The 24,438-nt window shown below is 57.5% G+C and carries 22 protein-coding genes; 6 read left to right on the top strand and 16 right to left on the bottom strand.

Annotated features, from left to right (window positions below):
* Window positions 1-2: 2 nt before the first annotated feature.
* Window positions 3-1,319: an MATE family efflux transporter gene (locus tag AC2TCY_RS06630; protein ID WP_480846328.1), complete on the top strand. Its 1,317-nt coding sequence runs from the start codon at window positions 3-5 to the stop codon at window positions 1,317-1,319.
* On the opposite strand, the gene arsC is transcribed toward AC2TCY_RS06630, so the two are convergent.
* The 4 genes from arsC to AC2TCY_RS06610 are packed head-to-tail and all read right to left on the bottom strand — an operon-like array spanning window position 1,316 to window position 3,475.
* Window positions 1,316-1,657 carry an arsenate reductase (glutaredoxin) gene (gene arsC, locus AC2TCY_RS06625; protein WP_480846327.1) on the bottom strand — a complete coding sequence of 114 codons (342 nt, stop codon included), beginning with the start codon at window positions 1,655-1,657 and terminating at the stop codon, window positions 1,316-1,318. The genes AC2TCY_RS06630 and arsC overlap by 4 nt on opposite strands.
* Entirely contained in the window at window positions 1,654-2,712 is a 1,059-nt protein-coding gene (locus AC2TCY_RS06620; protein ID WP_480846326.1) for a quinone-dependent dihydroorotate dehydrogenase, read from the bottom strand. Before AC2TCY_RS06620 ends, arsC begins: the two co-directional genes overlap by 4 nt.
* Window positions 2,709-3,140: a DUF1330 domain-containing protein gene (locus tag AC2TCY_RS06615; RefSeq protein WP_480846324.1), complete on the bottom strand. Its 432-nt coding sequence runs from the start codon at window positions 3,138-3,140 to the stop codon at window positions 2,709-2,711. The genes AC2TCY_RS06620 and AC2TCY_RS06615 overlap by 4 nt, the downstream gene beginning before the upstream one ends.
* On the bottom strand, window positions 3,137-3,475 hold the full coding sequence (locus AC2TCY_RS06610; RefSeq protein ID WP_480846322.1) for a DUF952 domain-containing protein: 339 nt from the start codon (window positions 3,473-3,475) through the stop codon (window positions 3,137-3,139). The genes AC2TCY_RS06615 and AC2TCY_RS06610 overlap by 4 nt, the downstream gene beginning before the upstream one ends.
* A 107-nt stretch (window positions 3,476-3,582) precedes the next feature.
* Here AC2TCY_RS06610 and AC2TCY_RS06605 point away from each other — a divergent pair, with 107 nt between their 5' ends.
* A complete protein-coding gene (locus tag AC2TCY_RS06605) occupies window positions 3,583-5,160 on the top strand; it encodes a bifunctional metallophosphatase/5'-nucleotidase (RefSeq protein WP_480846320.1) in 1,578 nt (525 codons plus the stop codon).
* A 59-nt stretch (window positions 5,161-5,219) separates the two neighbouring features.
* Here the strand turns inward: AC2TCY_RS06605 and AC2TCY_RS06600 are convergent, their stop codons facing one another.
* Window positions 5,220-6,872 (bottom strand): tetratricopeptide repeat-containing sulfotransferase family protein, encoded by a 1,653-nt coding sequence (locus tag AC2TCY_RS06600; protein ID WP_480846319.1) that lies wholly within the window; start codon window positions 6,870-6,872, stop codon window positions 5,220-5,222.
* A gap of 55 nt (window positions 6,873-6,927) precedes the next feature.
* Between AC2TCY_RS06600 and AC2TCY_RS06595 the strand changes: the two genes are divergently transcribed.
* Together AC2TCY_RS06595 and mnmH are read left to right on the top strand one after the other, a co-directional pair.
* The gene (locus tag AC2TCY_RS06595) at window positions 6,928-7,596 is read left to right on the top strand and encodes an SOS response-associated peptidase (RefSeq protein ID WP_480846317.1); all 669 of its coding nucleotides are present in this window, start codon (window positions 6,928-6,930) and stop codon (window positions 7,594-7,596) included.
* Between the two features lie 47 nt (window positions 7,597-7,643).
* The gene (mnmH, locus tag AC2TCY_RS06590) at window positions 7,644-8,696 is read left to right on the top strand and encodes a tRNA 2-selenouridine(34) synthase MnmH (RefSeq protein WP_480846316.1); all 1,053 of its coding nucleotides are present in this window, start codon (window positions 7,644-7,646) and stop codon (window positions 8,694-8,696) included.
* Here the strand turns inward: mnmH and selD are convergent.
* The 7 genes from selD to AC2TCY_RS06555 are packed head-to-tail and all read right to left on the bottom strand — an operon-like array spanning window position 8,687 to window position 16,773.
* Entirely contained in the window at window positions 8,687-10,846 is a 2,160-nt protein-coding gene (selD, locus tag AC2TCY_RS06585; RefSeq protein ID WP_480846314.1) for a selenide, water dikinase SelD, read from the bottom strand. The two genes, mnmH and selD, sit on opposite strands and share 10 nt — an antisense overlap.
* Before the next feature lie 5 nt (window positions 10,847-10,851).
* A complete protein-coding gene (locus AC2TCY_RS06580) occupies window positions 10,852-11,238 on the bottom strand; it encodes a Na+/H+ antiporter subunit G (RefSeq protein WP_480846313.1) in 387 nt (128 codons plus the stop codon).
* A 7-nt stretch (window positions 11,239-11,245) separates the two neighbouring features.
* Window positions 11,246-11,515, bottom strand: a complete 270-nt coding sequence (locus tag AC2TCY_RS06575; RefSeq protein ID WP_480846312.1) for a K+/H+ antiporter subunit F — start codon at window positions 11,513-11,515, stop codon at window positions 11,246-11,248.
* The gene (locus AC2TCY_RS06570) at window positions 11,512-12,009 is read right to left on the bottom strand and encodes a Na+/H+ antiporter subunit E (protein WP_480846311.1); all 498 of its coding nucleotides are present in this window, start codon (window positions 12,007-12,009) and stop codon (window positions 11,512-11,514) included. The genes AC2TCY_RS06575 and AC2TCY_RS06570 overlap by 4 nt, the downstream gene beginning before the upstream one ends.
* A complete protein-coding gene (locus AC2TCY_RS06565; RefSeq protein WP_480846310.1) occupies window positions 12,009-13,547 on the bottom strand; it encodes a monovalent cation/H+ antiporter subunit D in 1,539 nt (512 codons plus the stop codon). Before AC2TCY_RS06565 ends, AC2TCY_RS06570 begins: the two co-directional genes overlap by 1 nt.
* Window positions 13,544-13,903: a Na+/H+ antiporter subunit C gene (locus tag AC2TCY_RS06560; protein WP_480842597.1), complete on the bottom strand. Its 360-nt coding sequence runs from the start codon at window positions 13,901-13,903 to the stop codon at window positions 13,544-13,546. Before AC2TCY_RS06560 ends, AC2TCY_RS06565 begins: the two co-directional genes overlap by 4 nt.
* A complete protein-coding gene (locus AC2TCY_RS06555; protein ID WP_480846373.1) occupies window positions 13,903-16,773 on the bottom strand; it encodes a monovalent cation/H+ antiporter subunit A in 2,871 nt (956 codons plus the stop codon). Before AC2TCY_RS06555 ends, AC2TCY_RS06560 begins: the two co-directional genes overlap by 1 nt.
* Before the next feature lie 219 nt (window positions 16,774-16,992).
* On the opposite strand from AC2TCY_RS06555, the gene AC2TCY_RS06550 reads away from it, so the two are divergent.
* Window positions 16,993-17,463, top strand: coding sequence for a rhodanese-like domain-containing protein (locus AC2TCY_RS06550; protein ID WP_480846308.1), 471 nt, complete (start codon window positions 16,993-16,995; stop codon window positions 17,461-17,463).
* Window positions 17,463-18,278, top strand: a complete 816-nt coding sequence (locus tag AC2TCY_RS06545) for a CE1 family esterase (protein ID WP_480846307.1) — start codon at window positions 17,463-17,465, stop codon at window positions 18,276-18,278. Before AC2TCY_RS06550 ends, AC2TCY_RS06545 begins: the two co-directional genes overlap by 1 nt.
* Here AC2TCY_RS06545 and mdoH read toward each other — a convergent pair whose 3' ends face one another.
* Genes mdoH through AC2TCY_RS06525 form a run of 4 tightly spaced genes read right to left on the bottom strand, consistent with a single transcriptional unit; the run spans window position 18,279 to window position 24,268 of the window.
* The gene (gene mdoH, locus AC2TCY_RS06540) at window positions 18,279-20,150 is read right to left on the bottom strand and encodes a glucans biosynthesis glucosyltransferase MdoH (protein WP_480846306.1); all 1,872 of its coding nucleotides are present in this window, start codon (window positions 20,148-20,150) and stop codon (window positions 18,279-18,281) included.
* A complete protein-coding gene (locus tag AC2TCY_RS06535; RefSeq protein ID WP_480846305.1) occupies window positions 20,147-21,646 on the bottom strand; it encodes an OpgD/OpgG family glucan biosynthesis protein in 1,500 nt (499 codons plus the stop codon). Before AC2TCY_RS06535 ends, mdoH begins: the two co-directional genes overlap by 4 nt.
* The gene (locus tag AC2TCY_RS06530; protein ID WP_480846303.1) at window positions 21,643-22,860 is read right to left on the bottom strand and encodes an OpgC family protein; all 1,218 of its coding nucleotides are present in this window, start codon (window positions 22,858-22,860) and stop codon (window positions 21,643-21,645) included. The genes AC2TCY_RS06535 and AC2TCY_RS06530 overlap by 4 nt, the downstream gene beginning before the upstream one ends.
* 37 nt (window positions 22,861-22,897) lie before the next feature.
* A complete protein-coding gene (locus AC2TCY_RS06525; protein WP_480846302.1) occupies window positions 22,898-24,268 on the bottom strand; it encodes a tetratricopeptide repeat protein in 1,371 nt (456 codons plus the stop codon).
* Between the last annotated feature and the right edge of the window lie 170 nt (window positions 24,269-24,438).

The raw sequence follows: 24,438 nt of genomic DNA, 5'->3' as shown, positions 1-24,438 counted from the left end.
CCGTGCAGGGCTCGGCAGCGCCAATAACGCATCGGCGCGTTCTGAAAATTGCGCTGCCGATCGTGTTGTCCAACGCGACAGTGCCCATCCTCGGCGCGGTGGATACCGGCGTGGTCGGCCAGCTGGGGCAGGCGGCTCCAATTGGCGCCGTTGGCATGGGGGCAGTGATCCTGTCGGCGATCTACTGGATCTTCGGCTTTTTGCGTATGGGTACAACCGGGCTCGCGGCTCAGGCGCGCGGGGCAGGGGATACCGCAGAGACAGGTGCACTGTTGATGCGTGGCCTGCTGTTGGGGACTGCAGCCGGAATGGTGTTTGTGCTCACACAGGTCGGTTTGTTCTGGGGGGCCTTTGCGCTGTCTCCAGCCAGCCCTGAGGTCGAGGCACTGACGCGGGATTATCTGGAGATCCGCATTTGGGGCGCCCCGGCAACGATTGCGCTTTACGCCGTAACCGGTTGGCTGATCGCGATAGAAAAGACGCGCGGCGTATTTGTCCTGCAGGTGTGGATGAACGGCCTGAACATCCTGTTGGATTTATGGTTCGTTCTGGGGCTTGGTTGGGGTGTCGAAGGCGTTGCCATCGCGACGCTGATCGCTGAATGGACCGGGTTGGCACTGGGACTTTGGCTATGTCGAGAGGCGTTTTCTGGAAACCAGTGGAAAGACTGGCCACGCATTTTCGACGCCGCTCGGTTGCGTCGGATGATGCAGGTCAATGGGGACATCATGGTGCGTTCGGTCCTGCTGACCGGTGCTTTCACCACGTTTCTGTTCGTAGGTTCGGATCTGGGAGATGTGAATCTTGCGGCCAATCAGGTGTTGCTACAGTTTCTTGAGATTACGGCTTTCGCACTGGATGGGTTTGCGTTTTCGGCCGAGGCGCTGGTGGGCGGAGCAGTTGGCGCCCGGGACCGCCATAAAGTGCGTCGAGCGTCAATAATGGCCTCGCAATGGGGCGTTGGCGGAGCCTTCGCGCTGGGCCTCGTGTTCTTTCTGACCGGACCTGCGCTGATCGATGTGATGTCGACATCGCCCGAGGTCCGCGCGGCAGGGCGCGAGTACCTGTTCTGGGCTGCAATTGCGCCAGCGATTGGTGTGGCCAGCTGGATGTTCGACGGGATTTACATCGGCGCGACTTGGACCCGCGCCATGCGCAACGCCATGATCCAGTCGGTTGCGATTTATGTGGTCGCTCTGTTCATTCTGGTGCCGACATTCGGCAATCACGGGCTTTGGGCTACGCTGATGGTTCTGAACATTACGCGCGGCGTGACCATGGGCTGGCGCTATCCTCGGCTCGAAGCGCAGGTCGCCTAGAGAAGATCCAGCAATGTCTCGGGCGGGCGACCTATCGCAGCCTTATTTCCAGAAATAGCCAAAGGACGCTCGATCAGGATCGGGTTTTCAGACATGGCGCTTATCAGGTCTTCTTCGCTTGTCGTTTTGGTCAGGCGCAGCTCTTTGAACCGCTTTTCTCCGGTGCGCATCATTTCGATGGCCGAGTGGTCCAAAAGTGCCAGCGCAGCACGCAGCTCATCTGCAGACGGCGCGTCTTCAAGGTATTTGCGCACGTTCACCTGCGCACCTTTTTCCTTTAGCAACGCAAGCCCCGCCCGGGATTTGGAGCAGCGGGGATTGTGCCAGTATTCGATCATAACCATTCCTCACGTTTGCTGCCCACAGCCTGCGCGACCGTGTCGAAGCCGTCACGGGCCAGCAACTGGTCCAGACCTTCGGCAATCTCGGCGGCCAGAGATATACCGCCATAAACCATGGCAGTGTAGAACTGAACGGCCGAGGCCCCGGCGCAGATTTTGGCATAGGCCTGCTTGGCGGTGCTGATCCCGCCTACACCAATCAGGGGTACGTCATCGCCGATCACTTGGCTGAGCTGTGCAAGAACGCGTGTGGACTTTTCGAACAGAGGCGCCCCTGACAGGCCACCTGCCTGATCCTTGTGAACGCTTTGCAACCCATCTCGCGACAGGGTTGTGTTTGTAGCGATCACAGCGTCCACACCGCTTTCACGGGCGACTTCAGCTATGTCTTGAAGCTCGGATTCGGTCAGGTCCGGTGCAATTTTCAGGAAAACCGGCAGTGGGCGAGGCAACCCGTTGCGCGTTTCGATTACTCCGGCCAGCAGCGCGCCAAGCGCGTCTTTGCCTTGCAGATCGCGCAGCCTTTCGGTGTTGGGAGACGAGACATTGACCGTGGCGAAATCCAGATACTGTGCGCAATGGGCCAGCACTTTGGCGAAATCCCCGGCCCGGTCGTCGCTGTCCTTGTTTGCACCAAGGTTCAGACCGATCACCGCATCTTTGGGGCGATTGGCCAGACGCGAGGCCATAACCTCCATCCCTTTATTGTTAAAACCGAACCGGTTTATGGCGGCCTTGTCTTCGGACAGACGGAACAGGCGTGGTTTCGGGTTTCCCGGTTGTGGGCGCGGGGTGACAGCGCCAACCTCGATAAATCCAAACCCGGCGCGCGACAGAGGACCAAGAACTTCGCCATTCTTGTCAAACCCGGCAGCCAATCCTACGGGGTTGGGCAGGTCAAGCCCGGCAACATTAGTTCTTAGCCGTGAAGACGTCACCGGCCCGGGTGTGGGCGCAAGCCCAGCTTTCAACGCTTTGATCGAAAGCCCGTGGGCAGCTTCCGGGTCCAGTTTGTGAAGGGCAGCAAGCCCCAGTTTCTCAGTTAGTTTCATCCGAATGTGGTTCCACTTGTTGCGGGGGAGCAGCGGATCAGCCGTGAGGTTTGAACCGCAGCCTGCCTGTGAACAACTGCCTTTTGGTAATCGGCGTCAGTCACCATCTTTAGAAAAGCGTGGGCGGTGGGGTAGCGTGCAATAAAGACTTCATCCCACTCTTCGTTTTCAGGCCCGATCAGCATGGTCTGATACGTTCCGCGCCATAGGATCGATGCGCCCAGGCGAGAGATTACCGGAGACGTTTCGGCCCCATAGCGGCGATAGGCTTCGGCACCGCTCAGCCCTGCGTCAGCCAGTTCGTGGCCGTCAGGGTAAACAGCGAATTCGCGAAACCGGACAAGATTCAGCATCTCGATCGGATGGTCCCGGTCCAGTGCTTTGAATGCTTCGAATTGGGACCGTTCCGGATCGACGAAAGCTGTCATTCCATCTCCTTTGGGAACTGATGTGCGGTGCCATCAAAGGGAAGGGCGCGCGACCAGATCACATCCGACATCCGTAGTTGGCGATAGAGATGCGGAAACAACGCGCCGCCACGTGACACTTCCCATTTCAGATCGTCACCCATTGCATTCGCGTCACAAGCCAGAAGGGTTAGCCCTTCAACCCCGGAGAAATGTTTGGCTGCGGTTTCAGCGGCCTGTTCTGCAGTCGAGAAATGGACATAGCCGTCTGAAACATCAATTGGCGCGCCGTCGGTAGCACCTTCGGCCTGCAGGGTGGCCCATTCGTCGGCCCGGAAAATCTTATAGATCAACATGGGGTCGTGATGCCTCGCGCTGCGGGTAGAATCAAGCCGGATTTCCCCCTTTGACTCTTTGCTGTCCTCGGCGCACGATCTGCTCAATCAATAATAGGGAGTCTCATATGTTTACCCGTTTTCTGACGTCTGTTGCCGTCTTGGGCCTGACTGCGGGCATGGCCGCCGCTGAATACAAGCTGACCATACTGCACACCAATGATTTTCATTCCCGCTTTGAGCCGATCAACAAATACGACAGTGGCTGTGGCGATGAAGATAATGCCGAGGGCAAGTGTTTTGGTGGCTCGGCTCGTCTGGTGACCGCGGTGGAAGAGGCACGCGGTCGGGCTGAAAACTCGATACTGGTGGATGGCGGGGACCAGTTCCAGGGGTCGCTGTTCTACACCTACTATAAGGGGAAGGTTGCGGCAGAGTTCATGAACAAGCTGGGCTATGACGCGATGACCGTGGGCAACCACGAATTCGACGACGGTCCGGAAGTTCTGCGCGGCTTTATCGACTCGGTTGATTTTCCGGTGCTGATGTCGAACGCCGACATCACCGACGAAGAGCTGCTGACTGACAAGATCAAGAAATCCACAGTGATTGAAGTGGGCGGTGAAAAGATCGGCCTGATCGGTCTGACACCCGAAGACACCCATGATCTGGCGTCGCCCGGTCCGAACATCACATTCTCGGACCCGGCTCCGGCAGTCCAGGCCGAGGTGGACAAGCTGACCGGTGAAGGCGTGAACAAGATCGTCGTACTCAGCCACTCGGGCTATGGCGTCGACCAACGTGTGGCCCAAGAGACGACCGGAGTAGACGTGATCGTCGGCGGCCATTCCAACACCTATCTGTCGAACGAGTCGGACAAGGCTGCGGGCCCGTACCCCACGGTCGTCAATGGCGTGCAAATCGTGCAAGCCTATGCCTACGGCAAGTTCCTCGGCGAACTGAACGTAACCTTTGATGATGACGGCAATGTCGTTGAGGCATCAGGTGAACCTCTGATCATGGACAATTCCGTGGCCGAGGACCAAGGAGCGCTGGACCGTATCGCTGAGCTGGCGCAGCCACTCGAGGAAATCCGCAACAAAGTGGTTGCCAGCGCGGCGGACTCGATTGAAGGCGACCGTGCGATTTGCCGGATTCAGGAATGCCAGATGGGCAATCTGGTAGCAGACGCCATGCTGGCACGTGTTGCCGATCAGGGCGTTCAGATTGCCATTGCCAACTCGGGTGGCTTGCGTGCTTCGATTGACCCGGGCGACGTGACTATGGGGGAAGTTCTAACGGTTCTGCCATTCCAGAACACACTTTCAACCTTCGAGATCAGCGGTCAAGGCGTCATTGACGCGCTGGAAAATGGTGTCAGTCAGGTCGAAGAAGTCAAAGGCCGGTTCCCGCAGGTCGCAGGCATGACCTTTGTCTGGGATCCTTCGGTAGCACCGAACGAAGGCCGCGTCAGCGAGATAATGGTGGCCAGTGGCGATGGATTCGAACCAATTGACCCAGCCGCCACATACCTGGTTGTGACCAACAATTACGTTCGCAATGGCGGGGACGGCTACAAGATGTTCTCGGGCGACGACAAGAACGCTTATGATTTTGGCCCTGATCTGGCGGATGTAACAGCGGAGTATCTGGCAGAAAATGCGCCTTACCAGCCTTACCTGGATGGGCGGATCAAGCAGAAATAATAGCTTGGACACAATAGCATAGGCCGCCTTTCCAAGGCGGCCTTTTTTCGTTCTGGTTGTCAGCTGAAATCGTATTCCGGCCAGAGTTCTGCGTCGAAACCGTTCAGCATCGGTTGGATTTGATCTGCAACTTTGCGCCATCCACCGATGGATTTGGTGGAGATTTTGTTGCGCACCTGATCGATGCTCGCTGTTAGAACCTGCTTGGTGTTTTCTTCCGGACGCAGCATCCGCTCGTGCCACGCAATTCCACAGAATTCGGCAACCTTACGGCTGTATGTATCAGGGTCTGCGACCAGTTCTTCGTAGGGGACAGTCAGAATACGGTCGCCAAACACCCGATCCCAATGCGCCATGTATTTACGGTACATATTGGCAGAATGCGCGATCGCCTCCAGGTTCGACGCGTAGCGCAAACCCGGAGCCGGGAACCGCCTGATCCATTTCGACAAACCGACATCGCGCGGATCGCGCATCATGTTGATCACTTTGGCATTCGGGAATGCCGTCAATAGGAATCCAACCCTTTGGTAGTTGTGGGGCATTTTGTCGACAAATGCCGTTGAGCTTTCAGGGATCGGCGGCATAAGCTCTCTGAATTCCCGCGCGAATTCCTTGGCAGCAGCTGCGTCGAATGTCTTCTCTTCTTCGACAAAGTGGTGCGACAGATCTGCGCCAATCTTCAATTCACCGCACCCTGCGATATTAGGCGCTGAACTCAGCATCATTTCCATCAAAGTGGTGCCTGAGCGAGGTTGGCCAATTACGAAAACTGGCGACGGCTCTTCGGATAGACCGGATGTAACAGCTGACGAACCGTCCGGGAACAGGTCGCAGACCTTCTGAAGGTTCCTCTCTTCCGCTCCAAAGTCATAGGGGTTTGTTTCATGCTGCGATGTATTGGCAATGTTGAATAGTGGCATTGCGGCCTCTAGGCCATCGCGCTTGGAGATCAGCTGCGCCTTGGCAAATTCCAGAACAGAGTTGACATGGTCACTTTTGGAAATTGCCTCATCAATGGCATCCATTAGGTCATCCAACTTATCAGAAGGCGCCATGTCGGACATTTGCAACAATGTGGCAGGATGAAGAGGTTCCCTTTCCAGAATGCTCTGAAGAATATCGGCACTTCCCTTCTTGTCACCCGACTGATGCAAATCAATCGCTTTTCTGAATGCGATACCAGTACTTTCTGGTTCCAGTTCATAAGCGCGCGAAATGTCCTTGGAACTGCGTTCGACAAACCCGATAGATGCATAGGCGCGGCTGCGTGATGACAGCAACTTGGCGTTGTCTGGGTCGCTCTCCAGCTTTTGCGTCGCATAATCAATGATCATGCGCCAGTTATGCCCTTTCAGCTGAATTTCGTCGATGACGCGGACCAGTTCCTTATTGTCCGGAAACTGTTCCAGTTTTTGTTCGGCATAAGCCAGCGCACGTGGAATCTGGGCAGTCTGCATCAGGGCGTTGGCCAGGTTTTCCACAAATTGCGGATCATCCGGTTTCATACGTGCGGCTTCGACGAAATGCGGAATGGACTGTTTGTAGCGTTTCATCTCTGTCAGGACGAAACCAGCGATGGCGTGGTAATCCGAATCCTTGGGGAACTTTTTGACACCCAACTGGGCTTTCTTCAGCGCCTGCGGTAGTTTGCCTGCATCCAGATCGCCGAGGGCTTTGCTCTTGAGGGAAGTCGCTGTTTGTTGTGCCATATGACCGCGTGGAACCCTGTGCCTGTGTGAAACAATTGTCGAAAGTTCATTACCGATGTGCGGACGGTTTGCAATAACTCTTCCGAATGACGCGATGGCGCAGCTGTTTGCCGCCCGCCCAGCCAATGCGTTGCCTGACGTGCCGAATTACAATGTTTGTCCGACCAATCAGGTCCACGTTGTCCGTTCGGATCAAAATGGGCGCAAGCTGGATTCTCTGCGCTGGGGGTTCCTACCGCACTGGTACAAGGCGGAAAATGCCGGACCACTTCTTATCAATGCGCGTGCAGAAACGCTTGCGGAAAAACCCGCCTTTCGGGCAGCGTGCCGCGAACGTCGATGTCTGATAGCGGCGACCGGGTTTTACGAATGGACCAAGACCGAGGATGAACAGCGACTGCCGTGGTACATCCACAGACGCGACGGAGCCTCGATTGCGTTTGCAGGGGTATGGCAGGACTGGGGGCCGGAAACCGCGCGGCAGGGTACATGCGCAATCGTGACCACGCCTGCCAATTCCCATCTCCGAACGATCCATCACCGCATGCCGCTGATACTCGAACCAGAGGACTGGCCATTGTGGCTGGGAGAGGCAGGCAAAGGGGCGGCGCGCTTGATGCGGCCCGGCCCCGACGATGTGCTGACGTTTCACCGTGTCGGGCGGGATGTGAATTCCAATCGGGCCAGCGGACCAGAGTTGATTGATCCAGTATCGCCGGACTGAGCCCCAACCGGCTTTCCATTCACTTCCATGCAGATTAGATCACGGGTATGGTTCTGAAATTCTCCAACTTGCCTGAGCTTTACGCGCATTCATTCAACACTGTGATCGACGTGCGTAGCCCGGCGGAATATGCCGAGGATCACTTGCCGGGCGCGATCAATCTGCCTGTGCTGGACAATGAAGAGCGTGCGCGGGTCGGCACCATATACGTTCAGGAAAGCCCGTTTCTGGCGCGCAAGCTGGGGGCTGCACTTGTGTTTCGCAACGCTGCCAACCACATCGAAAACAGCCTAAGCCACCACGAGCGCGACTGGCGTCCCTTGGTATACTGCTGGCGTGGCGGTCAGCGATCTGGCTCATTCACTTGGATGTTGCAGCAGATCGGTTGGCGAGCCGACGTGGTTGAGGGTGGATACCGGACTTACCGCCGTCTCGTGAACCGATACATGTATGATGATCCATTGCCGCACCGTCTGATCGCGCTGGATGGGTTTACAGGCACAGCTAAAACCGAATTGCTGGCCCTGTTGCACCAGCGCGGCGTTCAGGTTCTGGACCTTGAGGCGCTGGCCAACCATCGTGGTTCGCTGTTGGGGGAAATGCCGGGCGGGCAACCCAGTCAGAAAGCGTTCGAGTCAGCTCTGGCCGCTGCCCTGTGCCAATTGGAGCCGACCTGCCCGGTAATCGTCGAGGCCGAATCCTCTAAGATCGGAAATCTGAATCTACCACCGAGCGTTTGGGCCGCATTACGTGCGGCACCTAGGATCCGGATTTGCGCACCGATTGAGGTCCGCGCACGTTACTTGGTGGAGGCCTACGACGACATCCTGTCAGATGCCGAGCGGCTCCGTGACCGCTTGTCGCCGCTCCGGTTCCACCGTGGCCATGACGTGGTAGACGGCTGGCTGGCTCTGATCGATGCCGGGGATAAACAAAGTTTGACGCAGGCGTTGATGCAGGACCATTACGATCCGGCCTATACCAAATCGCGCAGGACACAGAACGCGGATGTGCTGGCGAAAATCGAGGCCACGACCCTGGACGCCCCCGGACTGTCAGAAGTAGCTGATCAGATCGGACAGGTTCTGGATCAATTCTGAAGACGCAGCCCGGGCGAGTCTGTAAGGCTCCCGATGATGGCGGCCGGATAGCCAGCGTTTTGGAGGCCGGAACACAGCTTTGCCGCTTGATTGGCAGGTACGGCGGCCAGCAATCCCCCAGCGGTTTGCGGATCAAACAACAAATCGGCTTTTCCGCCGATTGGCAGTTCCGGCGTGATTGAACGGTTGGCGGTGAAAATCGTGGACCTGTATCCCCGGTCATTAAGCACCTGCGCGCCAGTCATTATCGGTACGGCATCAAGATCGAGTTTGGCACCGCACCCTGAGGCTTCGCACATGCCATTCAGGTGACCCGCCAGTCCAAACCCGGTCACGTCGGTCATCGCATGGGCTTTGGCCAGAATATGGGCGGCCTCGGCTTGAGGTTGGACCATGTGACGGAAAGCATCCACTATCCATGCGCCTTCGGCTTGGCCTGCCATTTCCGCGGCCATTAATACACCGCTGCCCAAAGGCTTGGTCAGGATTAGCGTGTCGCCCGGTTGGCCGCCAGTCAGGGTAATCGGATCACAGTGGCACAGGCCGGTCAGGGTAAAGCCGATGGTCATCTCGTCGCCCATCGAACTGTGGCCGCCGACGATTTCCGCTCCTGCTTCACGCATGACCATGTTTGCCGTCGCCATGATCCCAGACATAGTTCGATGCTGTAAGTCCGCCGACATTCGAGGCAAGATGACTGTGGCAGTTGCAGCCTGCGGAGCGGCGCCCATTGCCCAAATATCCCCCAGTGCATGAACAGCGGCGATGTGTGTCATCAGCACTGGATCGTGCATGAAGCTGCGCAAATGGTCCGAGGTCATAACCTGCCTTACCTCGCCCGTCCGCAGCAGTGCGGCATCATCTCCGGGCAGGGGGGTGACATCCGTCCGGACCGGGGGCGGAAGCGCCTGCAATGCAGTACGGAGTGCCTCGCGCCCGATCTTGGCCCCGCATCCGCCACACATGGGTTTGTCACCCAACGCCTCGATCAGCCCGGCGGCGTGCAGACGCGGGGCAGGTGGCGTTTTCATCTGCGGCAACTGTCGAAATTTGTTCATGAACTTCTGATCAATGTGGTCCTTCCATTTCCACATCAAGGGGCCGCTGAAAGAAGTTCCCAACCGTTCGGCCAGTGCGGACTTTTCACCCAGTGAGATCAGTTTCAGGTAATCCTTCTGGGGCTTGTAACGCCGCAAGCTTCCTGCACCCAGGGCGGCGCGGAGGTTGTTGAACAGTACTGGTGCCTCTCGCACGGCATAGACACCTGCTTTGGGGCGCGGGTTCTCTGTCAGATGTGCGCAATCCCCGGCTGCAAAGATCGCCGGATCGCTGGATTGCAGAAACCCATTGACCCGGATGTAGCCGTCTTGCAGGTCCAACCCGGTTTTTGCGATCCAGTCATAGGCGCGTGCGCCAGCGGCGCCCGTGACAAACTTTGCTGCAACACAGCGGCCATCATCCAGCTCTAAATGATCCGACGTGATCTGCGTGATCCCCACGTTTTCGATTACATCGATGCCCAGGGCATCCATGGCCCGCCTTATAGAGGCCGCCGCTTTTGGGCCGGTGGCTGTCAGGGCTGAGGCATTGTCGATCAACGTAACCTGCGCTGCTCGGTTTCTGGCGCGCAAAGCGTGAGCCATGGCCATGACCAGTTCGACACCGGCGACCCCACCACCTATTACCGCAACAGCAGCCGGACCGCTTCCGTTCAAATATGTCGCCCATCGGGCCGCGAAGGGTCCAAGGGGCTTGGCGGGAATCGCGTGTTCCGAGAAACCCGGCAGGGCAGGCATGTCAGACGTGATCCCGATATTGACCGAAGCAACATCGAACGCCACTGGCGGGTGCCCCGGTACTTGGACCACGCGTTCCCCGGTGTCGATCCCGGCCACCGGACCAAGTACAACGCGCGCACCGGCAAACCGTGCCAACCGGACCAGATCAATATCAAGGTCCGAACGTTCGTAGTGCCCCGCGACAAATCCTGGCAGCATTCCGGAATAGGGCGCTGTAGGGCCGGGGTTGATCATGGTCACACGCGCGCCGGGCAAGGGGTTCATCCCCCATTTGCGCAACAGGAGGGCGTGAGTATGACCGCCGCCGATCAGAACCAGATCGCGGGTCAGGGGCAGCGGAGGTGTATGCATAATTCTCAGTTCGTGCTGTGATCCGGGACGTCTTCGACCTGCTCGACCGCGTGGGTGGCCCAAAGCTCATCCTCACCCGCGTCCGGCAGATTCTCAGGCTTTTCATGGCGATGTATGTGCCACTTTGCAATGAACAGCGCCGTGATCGGGGCTGTCAGGAACAGGAAAAGAGTGATCAACAGCTCGTGCAGCGACAAGTGGTTTTCGATCAAAACCGAATGACCGATAGAGGCTAACAGAACGCCCCCCACCCCTAGTGTTGTCGCCTTGGTGGGCGCGTGCAGGCGCGACATCGGGTCTTTCAGCTTAATCATGCCAAACGAGCCCACAAATCCGAAGATGCCCGAGACAACGAGAAAGACTGTGATAAGCAGTTCGAAGATGACTGTCATACCGCCCTCACTCGATAATGTTGCCGCGCAGCATGAAGCGTGCGTAGGCCACAGTTGAAACAAACCCGAGCATGGCGATGATCATGGCGGCTTCGAAGAAAATCTCGGACCCGATTGCCAGCCCGTAGAGGATCATCAGGGCGATGGTATTGATGACCATGGTGTCCAGTGCAAGCACACGGGTGCCGACGCCTTCGGCGGTGATAATCCGCCACAGGCACATCATGATTGCGGCACCGAAACAGGCGAAAGCGAAGTAAACAGCATAGGTGATCATTCGAATATCTCCTTCAAGCGACGCTCGTATCGGCTTTTGATCTGGTCGCGGACGCTGTCGGGGTCAGGCGCGTCCAGACAATGAACCAGCAGGTTGTGACCCTGGGCCGACAGATCACAACTAACCGTGCCAGGCGTCATGGTGATGGTTCCGGCAAGGACGGTGATAGCCTCGGGTGTACGCAGCTCCAGCGGGACACAGATCCAGTTCGGTTGGCGGTCCGCGTCGCGTTTGAACAGGATGATCCGGGCGACTGTGATGTTGGCCATCACGATATCCCAGAGCACCACCAGCATGTATTCCACGATCATTGGCCAATTGCGCAGTATTGGGCGATCCGGCCAGTAGGGTTGCGTGATGAACGGGATGATGATTCCAAGGATCAGCCCGAATACTAGCGAATTCAGCGAAGGCTCGTTCGCCAGCAGCATCCAGACCAGCGTCAATAGGACCGTCAGGTGAGGGTGTGGAAAAACTCGGCGCAGCAGCTTCATTACTCTTCCCTTCCCAATACGGCCGAGATGTAATCATCCGGCGTGAACAGTTGATGCGCAGTTTTGCTGGTATACTCCAAAGCCGGCCCGGCAAAGAGTGTAAGCAGGACGAGGCCTAAAACAGCGCCAAAGACTGCGGTAAAGGCGAGCCCCGGTTGCGGTTCAGGTGCGGCAGATTGCTCGACCTCTTCTTCGGTCTCGGTCTGAGGGCCGTTCACTGTGTCATAGCTTTTCCAGAAGATCAGCGAGCCAGCACGGGCAAGACCAACGATCGTGACGAATGACCCGATCAGGATCACCGCCCAGATCACATTGGCGTCTGGGGCGTTCCGTGCCGCATCAAGTACGAGCAGTTTTCCGACGAAACCCGACAATGGCGGCATCCCTGCCATTGCAATTGCGCCCACAAAGAACAGCGAGGCGATAAGTCCGCTCTGCGGCATGGGTGGTTTGGCCGCGATTGCACCGCCCTGACGCTCCATCACCATGTCGGCCACAAGGAAAAGCAACGCCGTCGCCAACGTCGAATGGAAGATGTAATAGAGTGCGGCTGCCGTTGCCGTTTCGTCGAACAATGAGATCGCGATTAGCAAGGTGCCCATAGATGCAATGGCGCAAAAGGCCACCATCCGCGCGATATGCCGTGTACCCAGGATACCAATTGTTCCGACGGCCAACGTCAGCAAGGCGGCAGGTTGCAGCCAGTCGCCGATAAGACCTTCAGTCGCTGCAACGTCCGGTCCGAAAGCAAGAGTATAAACCCGCAGGATCGAATAGGCGCCCACCTTGGTCATAATGGCGAACAGCGCGGCCACGGGCAGCGGCGCGTTGGCATAGCTGGCCGGCAGCCAGAAATGCAAAGGCAAGACAGCAGCTTTGATGCAAAAGACAAGTAACAACAGGACGGCACCAACACGCAGCAGCGCGGTGTCTTCTGGCGGTATCTCTGCAACGCGCACGGCCAGATCGGCCATGTTCAAAGTCCCGGTCACGCCGTAAATCGTGCCCAAGGCAAACAGGAACAGGGTCGATCCGATCAGGTTATAGGCGACATATTGCACCCCGGCCTTCAGTCGTACCGATCCGCCGCCATGGGTCATCAAACCGTAAGAGGCGATCAACAAAACTTCGAAGAAAACGAAAAGGTTGAAGGCGTCCCCCGTCAGGAACGCTCCGCAAACGCCCATCAGCTGGAAATGGAACAGCGCGTGGAAATGTTTGCCCCGGTCATCCCATCCCGAAGCAATGGAATATAAGACAATGGGCAGCGCAAGCAGCGCGGTCAGCAGCACCATCATCGCCGACATTCGATCCAGCACCAATACGATGCCGAAGGGGGCAGGCCAGTTTCCGAGCTCATAAACCTGGATGTCTCCGCCCGAAGCCTGGGCGGTGATGGTCAGCGCAATACCCAGAAGGCCGATAACCCCGGCCACCGAGAAGATACGCTGCAGGTCCAGATGGTAACGAAGGACCATGATGATAAAGGGGGCCAGGATCGCGGGCAAGACGATCGGCGCAACGATCCAGTGGTTCATGCGTCTTCTCCCGGCGCGTCCACGCTGTCCTGTGCGGTCATGTCGATATGGTCATCCTTTGAGGACAGATAGGCGCTGAGCGCGATCATCACGATCACAGCCGTCATCCCGAACGAGATCACGATGGCCGTCAGCACTAGCGCCTGCGGCAACGGGTCTGTGTATGGGACATCTTCGTACTTGTTCAGGACTGCTGGCGCGTTCAGCGCCAACCGTCCTGTTGCGAACAGAAAGACGTTAACGGCATAAGTAATCAGGGACAGGCCCAGAATGACGGGGAACGTCCGACGGCGCAGGATCAGGAAAATCCCGGCAGCGGTCAAAACGCCAACGGCAGAGGCTACGAGCGCTTCCATCAGGCCTGCTCCTTCTCTTGTTCTTCTTCCGGCGGATCATCCCGCAACGGGTTGATATCCATCGGATGTTCTTGCGCCATGCCCGGTTGCCAGGCAAAACGCGACAGGCTGTCGAGCGCCAGCATCACCGCGCCCAGAACAGCAAGAAACACGCCTGTGTCGAACAACATGGCCGTGGCCCATTCGAATTCTTCCAGTGGCGGCCAGTTGATGTAGCCGAAATCGCTGGTCAGGAAGGGCCGTTCGTTGAACCACGCGCCCAGACCGGTGGCAGCGGCAATAAGAACACCCCAGCCGATGGTGCCGTGATAGTAGAAACGTTGTCGCTCGATTGCCCATGTGTATCCGCTGGCCATGTATTGCATCAGATAGGCAATGGCGACTATGAGACCGGCGATGAAGCCGCCTCCGGGCTGGTTGTGCCCGCGGAAGAAGATATAGGCCCCGACCATCAGTGCAATCGGCATCATTACTCGCGTTGCGACCACCATCATGAGCGGATGCGAGTCACCTGATTGCGGCCAGTGCGGTTTGCGGTTCAGCAAGTAGCTGCGGACATTGGTGCCCAACACTGCCTCGGTCAGGGCAAAGATGATCAGCGCGGCGATGCCCAGAACGATGATTTCGCCAAAAGTATCAAATCCCCGGAAATCCACGAGGATCACGTTGACGACATTGGTGCCACCACCGCCTTTGTACGAATTCGCCAGATGAAAGTCCGAGATCGTTGGAAAGGCGAAATCGCGCAACATCAGAGCATAGATCAAACCACCTGCGCCCAAGCCCGCCACGACCGAGATCGCAGCATCCCGCCAACGTCGGGGCGCCGTGCTGTCCCACGGCGTTTCGGTTGGAAGGAAGTTGAGCGAGAGCAGCAACAGGATCATCGTTACCACTTCGACCGAAATCTGGGTCAACGCCAGATCCGGCGCGGACAGGTAGTTGAACGCCATCGAGACGATCAGCCCGACAACTCCGATCAGCACCAGCGACAACAGGCGGTTGCGGTGGAACCACATGATCGCCAGCGTCGCGCCGACAAGGCAAATCCATCCGATGATGGGAATGATCGGCGCCGGCAAGGGCACCCGCGTTTCAAGGCCGATGGTGCCGGTGGCGTAGGCATAATACCCCAACCCAACCGTGAATGTGATCAAGATGATCGCATAGCGGCTGATGACGCCGTTATGCAACTCGTCCGTGATCCAACGGCTGACCCGAGTCATCGCACCGATCACCGCGTCAAAGATAGTTTTAGCCTCGGGGCGGGGCAGGGCGTTCCAGATTTGATCACCCCGACGATGCAGCGAAAGCAAGAAAAGACCACCGAGTGTCGCTACGACCGACATATAAAGCGCGGGCGTAAATCCATGCCATAGTTTGAGCGAGTAGTAGGGGAGCTTCTCACCACCGATCACCGCACTTGAAACGACCGCAACCAGCGGTCCGACAATTGCGGCAGAATACAGTCCGATCAGGACGACCAGAACCACCAGAAACGCGGGGGCCAGCCATAGGCCTACCGGCGGATCATGCGGGTGCGCGGGGTAGTCGTCACGCTGTGGTCCGAGGAAGACATGCCCGACAAACCGGAACGAATAGGCGGCCGAGAACACTGCGGCCAGCAAGGCCAGGCCGGGCACCAGGTATTGTGAATGCAGCCATGTGGTGTGAACGGTTTCTTCCAGCATCATTTCCTTGGATAGGAAGCCGTTCAGAGGTGGCAGGCCTGCCATCGACAGGGCCGCAATCGTACCGATCGTGAATGTGATTGGCATCAGATGGCGCAGCCCACCCAGACGTTTGACATCGCGCGTGCCGGTCTCGTGATCGACGATACCGGCGGTCATGAACAATGCGGCTTTAAATGTTGCGTGGTTGATGATGTGGAAAACAGCGGCAACGGCCGCAATCTGGGTGCCAAAGCCCAGCAGCATTGTCACCAATCCCAAATGCGAAACGGTGGAAAACGCCAAAAGTGCCTTCAGGTCATCCTTGAACAGCGCAATCACTGCGCCGATCAGCATGGTCACCAGACCGGTCGTGGCCACGATATAAAACCACGCCTCCGTACCTGCCAGAACCGGCCACATGCGTGCCATCAGGAACAGACCGGCTTTCACCATCGTAGCTGAGTGCAGGTAAGCCGAAACCGGTGTCGGCGCTGCCATCGCGTGCGGCAGCCAGAAATGGAACGGGAACTGTGCGGATTTGGTAAAGCACCCTAGCAGAATCAGGATCAGCGCCGGGAGGTAGTAGGGCGAGTCCTGAATGAGTTCCTTGTTCTGTAAAATGACGCTCAGGTCATAGGACCCCACGATATTGCCCAGGATCAGCATCCCGGCGATCATTGCCAACCCGCCTGATCCGGTCACGGCAAGCGCCATTCGAGCACCTTGGCGCCCCTCGGGCAGGTGCTTCCAATAGCCGATCAGAAGGAATGAACTTAGCGATGTAAGCTCCCAAAAAACAATAAGAAGTAGGATGTTGTCGGATAGCACAATACCGACCATCGCGCCCTGAAAAAGCAGCAAATAGGTATAGAACTGCCCCATTGGGTCTTCGCGCGACAAATAGAACCGCGCATAGAGGATAATCAGCAGGCCAATGCCGAGGATAAGCAGCGCAAACAGGAACCCCAACCCGTCCAGCATGAAATTGGCGTTCAGCCCAAGCCCGGGGATCCAGTCAAAGCGGGCAGTCACCACCTCCCCACGCATTACGGCGGGAATGTGGATTAGCAGCCCGGCCAGCGCCAGGAAGGTGGTCAACCCTGCGGCCGAGGCGGCTGCGTTGCGTCCTGCGCGGATCAGCAGGGCGGGAAAGACAGCTCCGAGGAAAGGAAGGGCCGCGATAAGGAATAGGGACAACAGCGATACTCCGGAATTGGCGGTCATTGCGATAGAACTCGTAGCGATAATTTAATGACTGCTCAACAATTGCAAGGTTTCCAACGACCTCCCAATGCACCTATCACATATGTTTCCCCTGCGTGATAATGACGCGAACTTTACCAGCTGCTCCAAATTTGACGCGGTATCGGCCTTTTGGCTGTGGTAAAAGCAGCTGGCGAACTTGGAGAAAGCGGCGTGGCGGACAAAACGTACCGAACTCGGAGGTGGGTCATATTGGGCGGTGGTTCCGTCGTAGCCGCTGGATTTGCCATCCGCGAATACCGCCTGATTCCTCAGGATTATGCCGGCGGTCAGCTGAGTGTGTCAGACGCTCACGCTCAGGCCCTGTCTGGAAGCATCCTTCTCGTCGACATCCGAACACCGCGCGAATGGCGCGCGACTGGTGTCGGTGACGCTGCCATGCCGCTGGATATGCGTCGCGCGGATTTCGTGCAGGCGTTGACGCAACTGGTGAACGATAACAAGGCCGCCCCAGTGGCGCTGATCTGCGCCCGCGGTGTTCGGTCAGCGCGGCTGAGCAATCAACTAACCGAGGCCGGGTTTTCCAACATAATTGATGTGCCCGAAGGTATGCTTGGCTCAGCCGTCGGACCGGGTTGGGTGCGCGCAGGATTACCTGTCGACCGTTACACAGGGAACGAATGATGACAGTGAAATATTGGCTCGCCCTGGGTTTTGCGTTGGCTGCCCAACCTGCTTATGCCGCCTGTGACACAGACGAGGGGCTGTGCGAAACGCCCTCGGGGTCCTATCAGATCGAACTGCCCGATGTGGACAACCCACCCCTGGTCGTGTTCCTGCACGGGTACGGCGGCAGCGGCTCTGGGACGATGAAGAACCGCAATATGGTCGATCCGTTGCTGGAGCGAGGCTATGCGGTGATGGCGCCAGAAGGCGCGTTGCGCAACGGTCGAAAGAGTTGGAATTTTTATCCCGGGTGGGAAGGGCGGGACGAGACCGCCTTTTTAACCGAAGTGGTCGACGATGCGGCCGAGCGTTTTGGTATCGACAATAACCGGGTGATCCTGGGTGGGTTTTCGGCAGGCGGTTTCATGGTGAACTACCTGGCTTGTGCAGAGCCCGATGCATTTTCAGCCTATGCACCTGTGTCCGGTGGGTTCTGGCGACCGCATCCCGAAACCTGTGAAGGACCAGTGCGACTGTTTCATACTCACGGCTGGACTGACAATGTCGTCCCGTTGGAAGGGCGCATTCTGGGCGGAGGCCGGTTTCATCAAGGTGACATTTTTTCAGGGCTCGAAATCTGGCGGGTGGCCAACGAATGCCCTGACACCAAACCCGATGCATTTGCAACTACGGGTGACTTCATGCGCCGCAAATGGACACGATGCGCAGATGGCAGTGCGTTGGAGTTTGCCCTGTTTCCCGGTGGCCATGGCGTACCCAAGGGCTGGGCGGACATGATGGTTGACTGGTACGAAGGGTTGCCCGGCAGCTAATCACTCTGCCGGGGTCATTGTGCCTTTGCCTTCGACCAGCCGTTTCAATTCATCTCTGTAACGGCGGGCCGAGCGGGTTATTGCGGGTTCCCTGAAATCCTCGCGCATGCCGACCATCCGGCGCGCCGCTCCGGCTGATACTCCGCTGAGCGCGGACAGAGGAATCGCTAACGCCAGACTGATGGCGATCGGGGCCAGCCAGACAGACACCAGCCCGGCCAGAATGCCGATGCTCAATGCGATTCCGCTGACGGTCTCCAACGCGTGACACAGGATCAGAGTCCGCAATCCATAAGTGCCACCGTCGCGGGCCTGCGGTGACCAACCCTTTTGAATGCCCAGCGCAGTGCGGAAGACGGCAATCATTTGCTGCACCATCAGAATGGGAGCGTAGAGAACGGACAGAACGACTTCGGACAGGAATGAAGTCAGAAACCGCCACCAGCCGCCGAAATCTGAGTAGCGCACACCGCTGAGCGGCAGTGCCGCAACGCCTAGAACCTTGGGTGCCAGAAGCATTGCGTACATGACCAGAATGATCAGAACATGGCGCGTTTCGGACATTTCCGGCCATTGCGGGAACAGTGGATTGTCCGGGCTGAAATAGTGCAGAACGGACGCATCCTTGCCCTGACCGATAAGTGCCCACATCACTAATAAAGCAAACCACAGTGGAGACATCAGGTATCCAACCGCACCGTGGAACATGTGGAATCGTGACACGGCGCGGAATCCGGTCGAGCCCAGCAGTTTGAGGTGCTGCAGGTTGCCCTGACACCAGCGGCGATCCCTCATGGCATGGTCGATCAGGGTTGGAGGTGTTTCTTCGTATGAGCCACGGATGCGCGGCAGGAACCGAACTCCCCATCCCGCGCGGCGTAGAAGACCCGCCTCGACGAAGTCGTGGCTCATGATCAGTTTGTCCTGACCACTGATCGAACGCAGTTTAGGCAGGCCCGCGCAGGACGCGAAGGCGCTGGTACGAATAATAGCGTTGTGACCCCAATAGTTGCCTTCCTGCCCGCACCAGCGCGCCAGGCCTTCGGCAAATGCTATACCGTAAACGCCATTGGCGAATTGCTGCATTCGGGCGAACACCGATTGCGCACCGATCAGTTGCGGATAGCTTTGGATCAGTCCCGCGCCGGGATCACGCGCCAGCGAGTCCGTCAGACGGTAAATGGCGCGACCAGTCATCAGGCTGTCGGCGTCCAAAACCAACATCGCGTCCCAATCGGCGCCCCAACGGCTAACCCAGTCGGCAATGTTACCCACTTTGCGGTCGGTATTCTGTTCACGGCGGCGATAATACAGCTCAAGCCCGGGCGCCAGAGTGGTGCGCAGCGCCTCGACGCTGGCTTGTTCCTGTGCTGCGATTTCCGGGTCACGTGTGTCGGATAAGATAAACATGGCGTAGTGATGCTGCCCGCCACGCGCGCGCAAGTCTTCCAGCATGGTGCGAGCATTGCCCAGAACGAACCACGGAACTTCGTTATACACCGGCATCAGCAAGGCCACCCGCAGAGGTTGGGGTCTGGTCTGGCTTTTAGGTTGGTCCTGACGGGAAAGCGATACCATGCCTAACAGAACGGTGCAGACGGTAAACGATATCCAGAAGAAATTGAACGAGATCAGCGCCAGCAGTATCCCCTCAATCAGATTGATCCCCTGTGCTCCGAACCAATCTGTCATTATCCAAAGCAACGCTATGGTCGCCGCCATGGCGGGTGAGAAGGCCAGTGCGCGCCAAAACCCTGCAGACGGCTCGCTTCCGCCAATGGGTACCTGTGCATCGCGGAAATCAGTACTGAAATCCTGTGCTGGCATCGCCAGAGGTGCCTCAGGTGGCATGATATGAAGATCGTGGCTCATGCGGTCCATCTGTAAAGCCAGACCTCAGAGGCCGGCTGCTTATCTTTCAGCAACTGCGCCCGCAGTTCGACGTGATTTCGGTCGCCGGGCTCAAACGAAAACGCCAATCGCAGGCCACCTGTATCCGGGTTGTGCTGCAGGACTCCGTCCGATGTTTCGGCATGGGGCGAATCGACAAAGATCGTCATCGTTTCGGGATCGTCGAACAGCTCGCTGGCTTCGAAATCGACGACGGCCAGACGACCTTCGCCAAAGGTGTTTTCACCCATTGCGGTATTGATTACGCGCGGCATCGGCGTCCGCTGGGGTTCTTCCCCCCAAATCAGGCGATAGGACATATCGACCTGCTGGCCAGCGGCATACGGCTCGGCCGGGCGCCAATAGGCGACGATGTTGTCGTAAATCTCCTGATCGGCGGGAATCTCGACCAGTGTCACGGAACCTTTGCCCCAATCGCCGTTGGGTTCAACCCACAGTCCCGGACGTTTGTGGTACTTAGCCTCGAGATCGGCATAGTCCGAGAATTCACGCTTGCGCTGCATCAGGCCGAACCCACGCGGGTTCATGTCCACGAACGAGGAAATTTGCAGACGCGTCGGATTCGCCAGAGGACGCCAGATCACCTCTCCCGCACCGTTGCGGATAAGAAGTCCGTCGCTGTCATGTACAGCCGGTCGGAAATCGTCAAATCGACTATGATTGGTCTGATCGAACAGGAACATCGATGTGCCGGGTGCGATGCCCACGTGGGTCAGCTCTTCTCGCGGGAATAGCGTAGCCTCGATGTCCATTATACAATCGGCACCTGCGGTGACATTGAACCGATACGCACCAGTTACACTGGGGCTGTCCATCAGGGCGTGAACCACCATATCGCGCTGACCGGGTTTGGGACGCTCCAGCCAGAACCGGATGAATTCGGGGAATTCCTCGCCATCCGGGTCACCGGTTTTCAAGGCCAGACCACGCGCGGACAGGCCGTAAACCTCATGCAAGCCAATCGCGCGGAAATAGCTGGCACCTTGCCAAACGCAGAATTCATCGGTCTTGCCGGGACGGTGCATCTCGGTGCGCAGACGTAGCCCGGAAAAGCCCAGCGTGTCGTCGATGGGCAGATGCGGTACGTCCTCGGATTTGTCGAACATGGTCAGGTCGAAGGCGACAGGAGTGGCCATACCGTCTTCGATTGTCGAAACCTTAACGGTGCGCGGAAAATAAAGCCCGGGCGTGAAGAAATCGACATTGAACGGTGTATCGGTTTCATACCACAGCGCACGGTCCAACCGGAACCGGATCGAGCGGTACTGTTCATAGGTCAGGTCCTGCCATTCCTGCGGCACCATCTCACGCTCGGCGTAAGGGTGGTTGGCCAGATCGCGGGCCAGTGCAATCACGTCGTTGCGGTCAAAGGGCACCTCGCCACCCGTGGCATACGCGGACGGGGCGAAAGCCAAAGCCGTTGACGAGGCCAGAAATGCGCGGCGCGTAAAATTCATTTTTTCGTCTTCCAAGGATGTGACTTGAACCAGGCGGCCAGATAGGCCACGCCGATGATCATGGCAAAGCCAATCATGTTGGCGGCAAAAACACTGGCAACATCTCGCCCACTCAGGTCCAGTCCGACGCCGATAAGTCGTGCTGCGGCCATGGAAAAAACAAACACAGCCAGCGATTGCTGCCCGACCTTGGAGATCACGGCCAGCAGCCATTGCCAAACCCGCGCACCCAGAGTGTGGCCTGTGGCGATCAGGCGTTGACCATGCTCACCAGCAGCGACCCAACCCAGATAAGCCAGCGATAGGAAGTGGAGATAGCGGAGCAGGCCAAACTCGGTCTTTCCACGCAGTTCCTCTGTCAGCGGCCAGGCCTTGCGGATCAGGGCACCAAGTTCTGGCCAAACAGAATTAACCCACAGGAAAACTTTCCACGACCCGAAGGGCGCGGACACGAGCAGGAACAGCGCTGCGGCCCAGATTAAGGTTTTTGAAACCGGAGGGGCAGGAATCCAGCCGCGCATAAGCGCAAAGCCGGTGAAGAACAGCAACTGCCAGCCGAAGGGATTAAAGAACCACTGGCGGTCTGACCAAGGTTCAGCGGGCAATGCCAGAACCCCGGTTTGCGCAACAAGCCAGATTGCTACAGATGTTCCGGCCATAGCCCAGAAGTTGATCCGGTACAGAGCCATGAACAGGGGCATCATCGCCAGCACCACCAGATACATCGGAAGGATATCAAAGTAGTTCGGCACGTAGGTCAGCGTAAAAAGCCCCACTATCTGCGAGGCTGGATCATTGAAGAAATGCTGTAGGTTCAGGGACGAGATGTAGTTTTTTTCAAATCCACCGGACTGATTCAGCGCAGCCATAGTCATGGCGACGAAAAAAAACAGACAGATATGCGCCCAGTAGACCTGCCAGATCCGGAATGAGACACGGGCCGTGCCCATCAACCATCCTTTGCGCATGAATGCTCCGCCAAAGGCTATGGCTGAGGCCATGCCCGAACAGAACACGAATATCTCAGTCGCGTCGGAATAACCAAACCTCGCGGGAATCCATTTGGCCCATGGGTCGTTTGGTATATGGGCGATCAGGATGATGAACATCGCGATGCCGCGATAAAAATCCAGCCGCGGATCGCGCGTGCCAGCAGCCGCTGCGGCCGAGGCCGCAACAGGTGCAAAATCAGAAGCGGGCGATGCAGTCGCCATACAGTTTCTGTCCTTCTTGGTTTTTTGTCTTTTTTTGTTATTCGGCGGGGACGCTTTGTGCGTCGCCACTGTCGCGGGCCGCTTCGATCAATGCACGGCGCGCAAGTGCGTAATTGTCTTCGCCTCCGGCGCGTTTGGCGCGACGGTCATCCAGAATGCGCTCGACTTCATCCAGGCGACCGGCACGCAGGCCGGAATCAATTGTGATGCGCTCGAATACATCACGTTGGGCGTGGCTGCCACCAGCCAGCTGCATTGTACCACGGGCACTTGCAAGGTGGTCAAATGCAAGCCCATACTGACCGTCGCCAAAGGCTTCAAGCCCCATCGCGGCCGCGACACCCGGGTCGGCCATGCGCCGTGTCGTGTCATTGTCGGCTTGCGATGCGTCCTTGTGAATTCGGCTCAGCATCCTGGCTGTCGCCTCGTTACGATTGTCACCAGTCAAGGCCAGCAGGTAATGCAGGTCGGCAAAGATCAGGCAGCCATCTTCGGTCCGCGCGGCACTGAGGTCCGCCAGTTCTTCCCAACGGTTGCCGACGTCAAAACCTTCAAGCTCCAGCCGCGACAACAGCGAGGTTGCGTTCGAGATATCGCGGTAGTCGTCGGTCTTATCCTTGCGAATATACTCGTCGTACAGGTTCATCACATGATCGACCTGCCCCAAATCCAGATGCATCAGCGCTTTGTGCCACCAGACGTGATAACGGAAGTTGTTGCAATGGGCCCAGGCGTCCTCACGCCCGGCCAGCCAATCGAGGCCCAGTTGAGCATTGCCGGTCATTTCGTGTACATGCGCGACTGCGTGCAGACCCCAGGCATCATCGGACACCATCCACAGAGCCTGGCGACCAGCGATCTCGGCCTTTTCGTAGGCGCCTGTTTCTTCCAACGCAAAGGAATGGCAACCCAGAAGGTATCCGCGGCCCGGGTGGTCCGGTTCATAAGCGGGCATGACCCGTTCCAGCGACCGGCGCATACCTTGCGCATCGCCCAGGACAAAGCGCGCCGCGTGGCTCAACTTCATTGCCAATGTGTCTTGCGGATGCTTGCGCAGGATCTCTTCGAATTTCTGAACAGATTGCGAGGGGTGACCTGCCAGCCAGATGGCCAGAGCGTCGACATACAAACGCTCGCGCTCAGACACGGGCTGCTGTTCCATGGCCGTGTTGGCGGCAGCCAGAGCCTCGACCGCAACCGGCAGTATCTCGCGCCGCCCCAGCAGAACAAAGAACAGGCCCTTGACCGCATGACCCAGTGCGAACTGGGGCTCAAGCTCGAGCACTTTGCCAAGATGCTGCGGAGTAACTGCGGCATGCGCCATGAACCCAAGCAGAACACCATTCCAGGCTTCGACACTTGTCGGCTGGCTCAGGGTGTTCATCTGTCCAAAAACGTCTTGTTTCATGCTTGGGTCCAATCCGGTTGCAAAATTCTACACTGTTCGATGTAGCAGAGTGTGTCAGCGGGTCGTAACAGTATCGACCCTGCTCTCGAATTGGTGAAAAGCTGTGTGTGGAAAACGCGAAAAAAACCGCCGATTCAAGGGCATGTTTCAGCAACATGCCGCTTAAACCT

This window comes from Ruegeria sp. HKCCD7181, assembly GCF_057221055.1.
Note: the sequence above shows the minus strand (reverse complement) of the source record. Positions and strands in the feature narration are given on the sequence as shown.

Excerpts from the sequence above, each read along its gene's own strand:
- AC2TCY_RS06600 (WP_480846319.1), bottom strand. The coding sequence starts at position 6,872 with ATGGCACAACAAACAGCGACTTCCCTCAAGAGCAAAGCCCTCGGCGAT.
- AC2TCY_RS06605 (WP_480846320.1), top strand. The coding sequence starts at position 3,583 with ATGTTTACCCGTTTTCTGACGTCTGTTGCCGTCTTGGGCCTGACTGCG.
- AC2TCY_RS06620 (WP_480846326.1), bottom strand. The coding sequence starts at position 2,712 with ATGAAACTAACTGAGAAACTGGGGCTTGCTGCCCTTCACAAACTGGAC.
- AC2TCY_RS06595 (WP_480846317.1), top strand. The coding sequence starts at position 6,928 with ATGTGCGGACGGTTTGCAATAACTCTTCCGAATGACGCGATGGCGCAG.
- AC2TCY_RS06575 (WP_480846312.1), bottom strand. The coding sequence starts at position 11,515 with ATGATCACCTATGCTGTTTACTTCGCTTTCGCCTGTTTCGGTGCCGCA.
- mdoH (WP_480846306.1), bottom strand. The coding sequence starts at position 20,150 with ATGAGCCACGATCTTCATATCATGCCACCTGAGGCACCTCTGGCGATG.
- mnmH (WP_480846316.1), top strand. The coding sequence starts at position 7,644 with ATGGTTCTGAAATTCTCCAACTTGCCTGAGCTTTACGCGCATTCATTC.
- AC2TCY_RS06570 (WP_480846311.1), bottom strand. The coding sequence starts at position 12,009 with ATGAAGCTGCTGCGCCGAGTTTTTCCACACCCTCACCTGACGGTCCTA.
- AC2TCY_RS06560 (WP_480842597.1), bottom strand. The coding sequence starts at position 13,903 with ATGGAAGCGCTCGTAGCCTCTGCCGTTGGCGTTTTGACCGCTGCCGGG.
- AC2TCY_RS06545 (WP_480846307.1), top strand. The coding sequence starts at position 17,463 with ATGACAGTGAAATATTGGCTCGCCCTGGGTTTTGCGTTGGCTGCCCAA.
- AC2TCY_RS06525 (WP_480846302.1), bottom strand. The coding sequence starts at position 24,268 with ATGAAACAAGACGTTTTTGGACAGATGAACACCCTGAGCCAGCCGACA.
- AC2TCY_RS06535 (WP_480846305.1), bottom strand. The coding sequence starts at position 21,646 with ATGAATTTTACGCGCCGCGCATTTCTGGCCTCGTCAACGGCTTTGGCT.
- AC2TCY_RS06615 (WP_480846324.1), bottom strand. The coding sequence starts at position 3,140 with ATGACAGCTTTCGTCGATCCGGAACGGTCCCAATTCGAAGCATTCAAA.
- AC2TCY_RS06610 (WP_480846322.1), bottom strand. The coding sequence starts at position 3,475 with ATGTTGATCTATAAGATTTTCCGGGCCGACGAATGGGCCACCCTGCAG.
- AC2TCY_RS06565 (WP_480846310.1), bottom strand. The coding sequence starts at position 13,547 with ATGAACCACTGGATCGTTGCGCCGATCGTCTTGCCCGCGATCCTGGCC.
- arsC (WP_480846327.1), bottom strand. The coding sequence starts at position 1,657 with ATGATCGAATACTGGCACAATCCCCGCTGCTCCAAATCCCGGGCGGGG.
- AC2TCY_RS06580 (WP_480846313.1), bottom strand. The coding sequence starts at position 11,238 with ATGACAGTCATCTTCGAACTGCTTATCACAGTCTTTCTCGTTGTCTCG.
- selD (WP_480846314.1), bottom strand. The coding sequence starts at position 10,846 with ATGCATACACCTCCGCTGCCCCTGACCCGCGATCTGGTTCTGATCGGC.
- AC2TCY_RS06530 (WP_480846303.1), bottom strand. The coding sequence starts at position 22,860 with ATGGCGACTGCATCGCCCGCTTCTGATTTTGCACCTGTTGCGGCCTCG.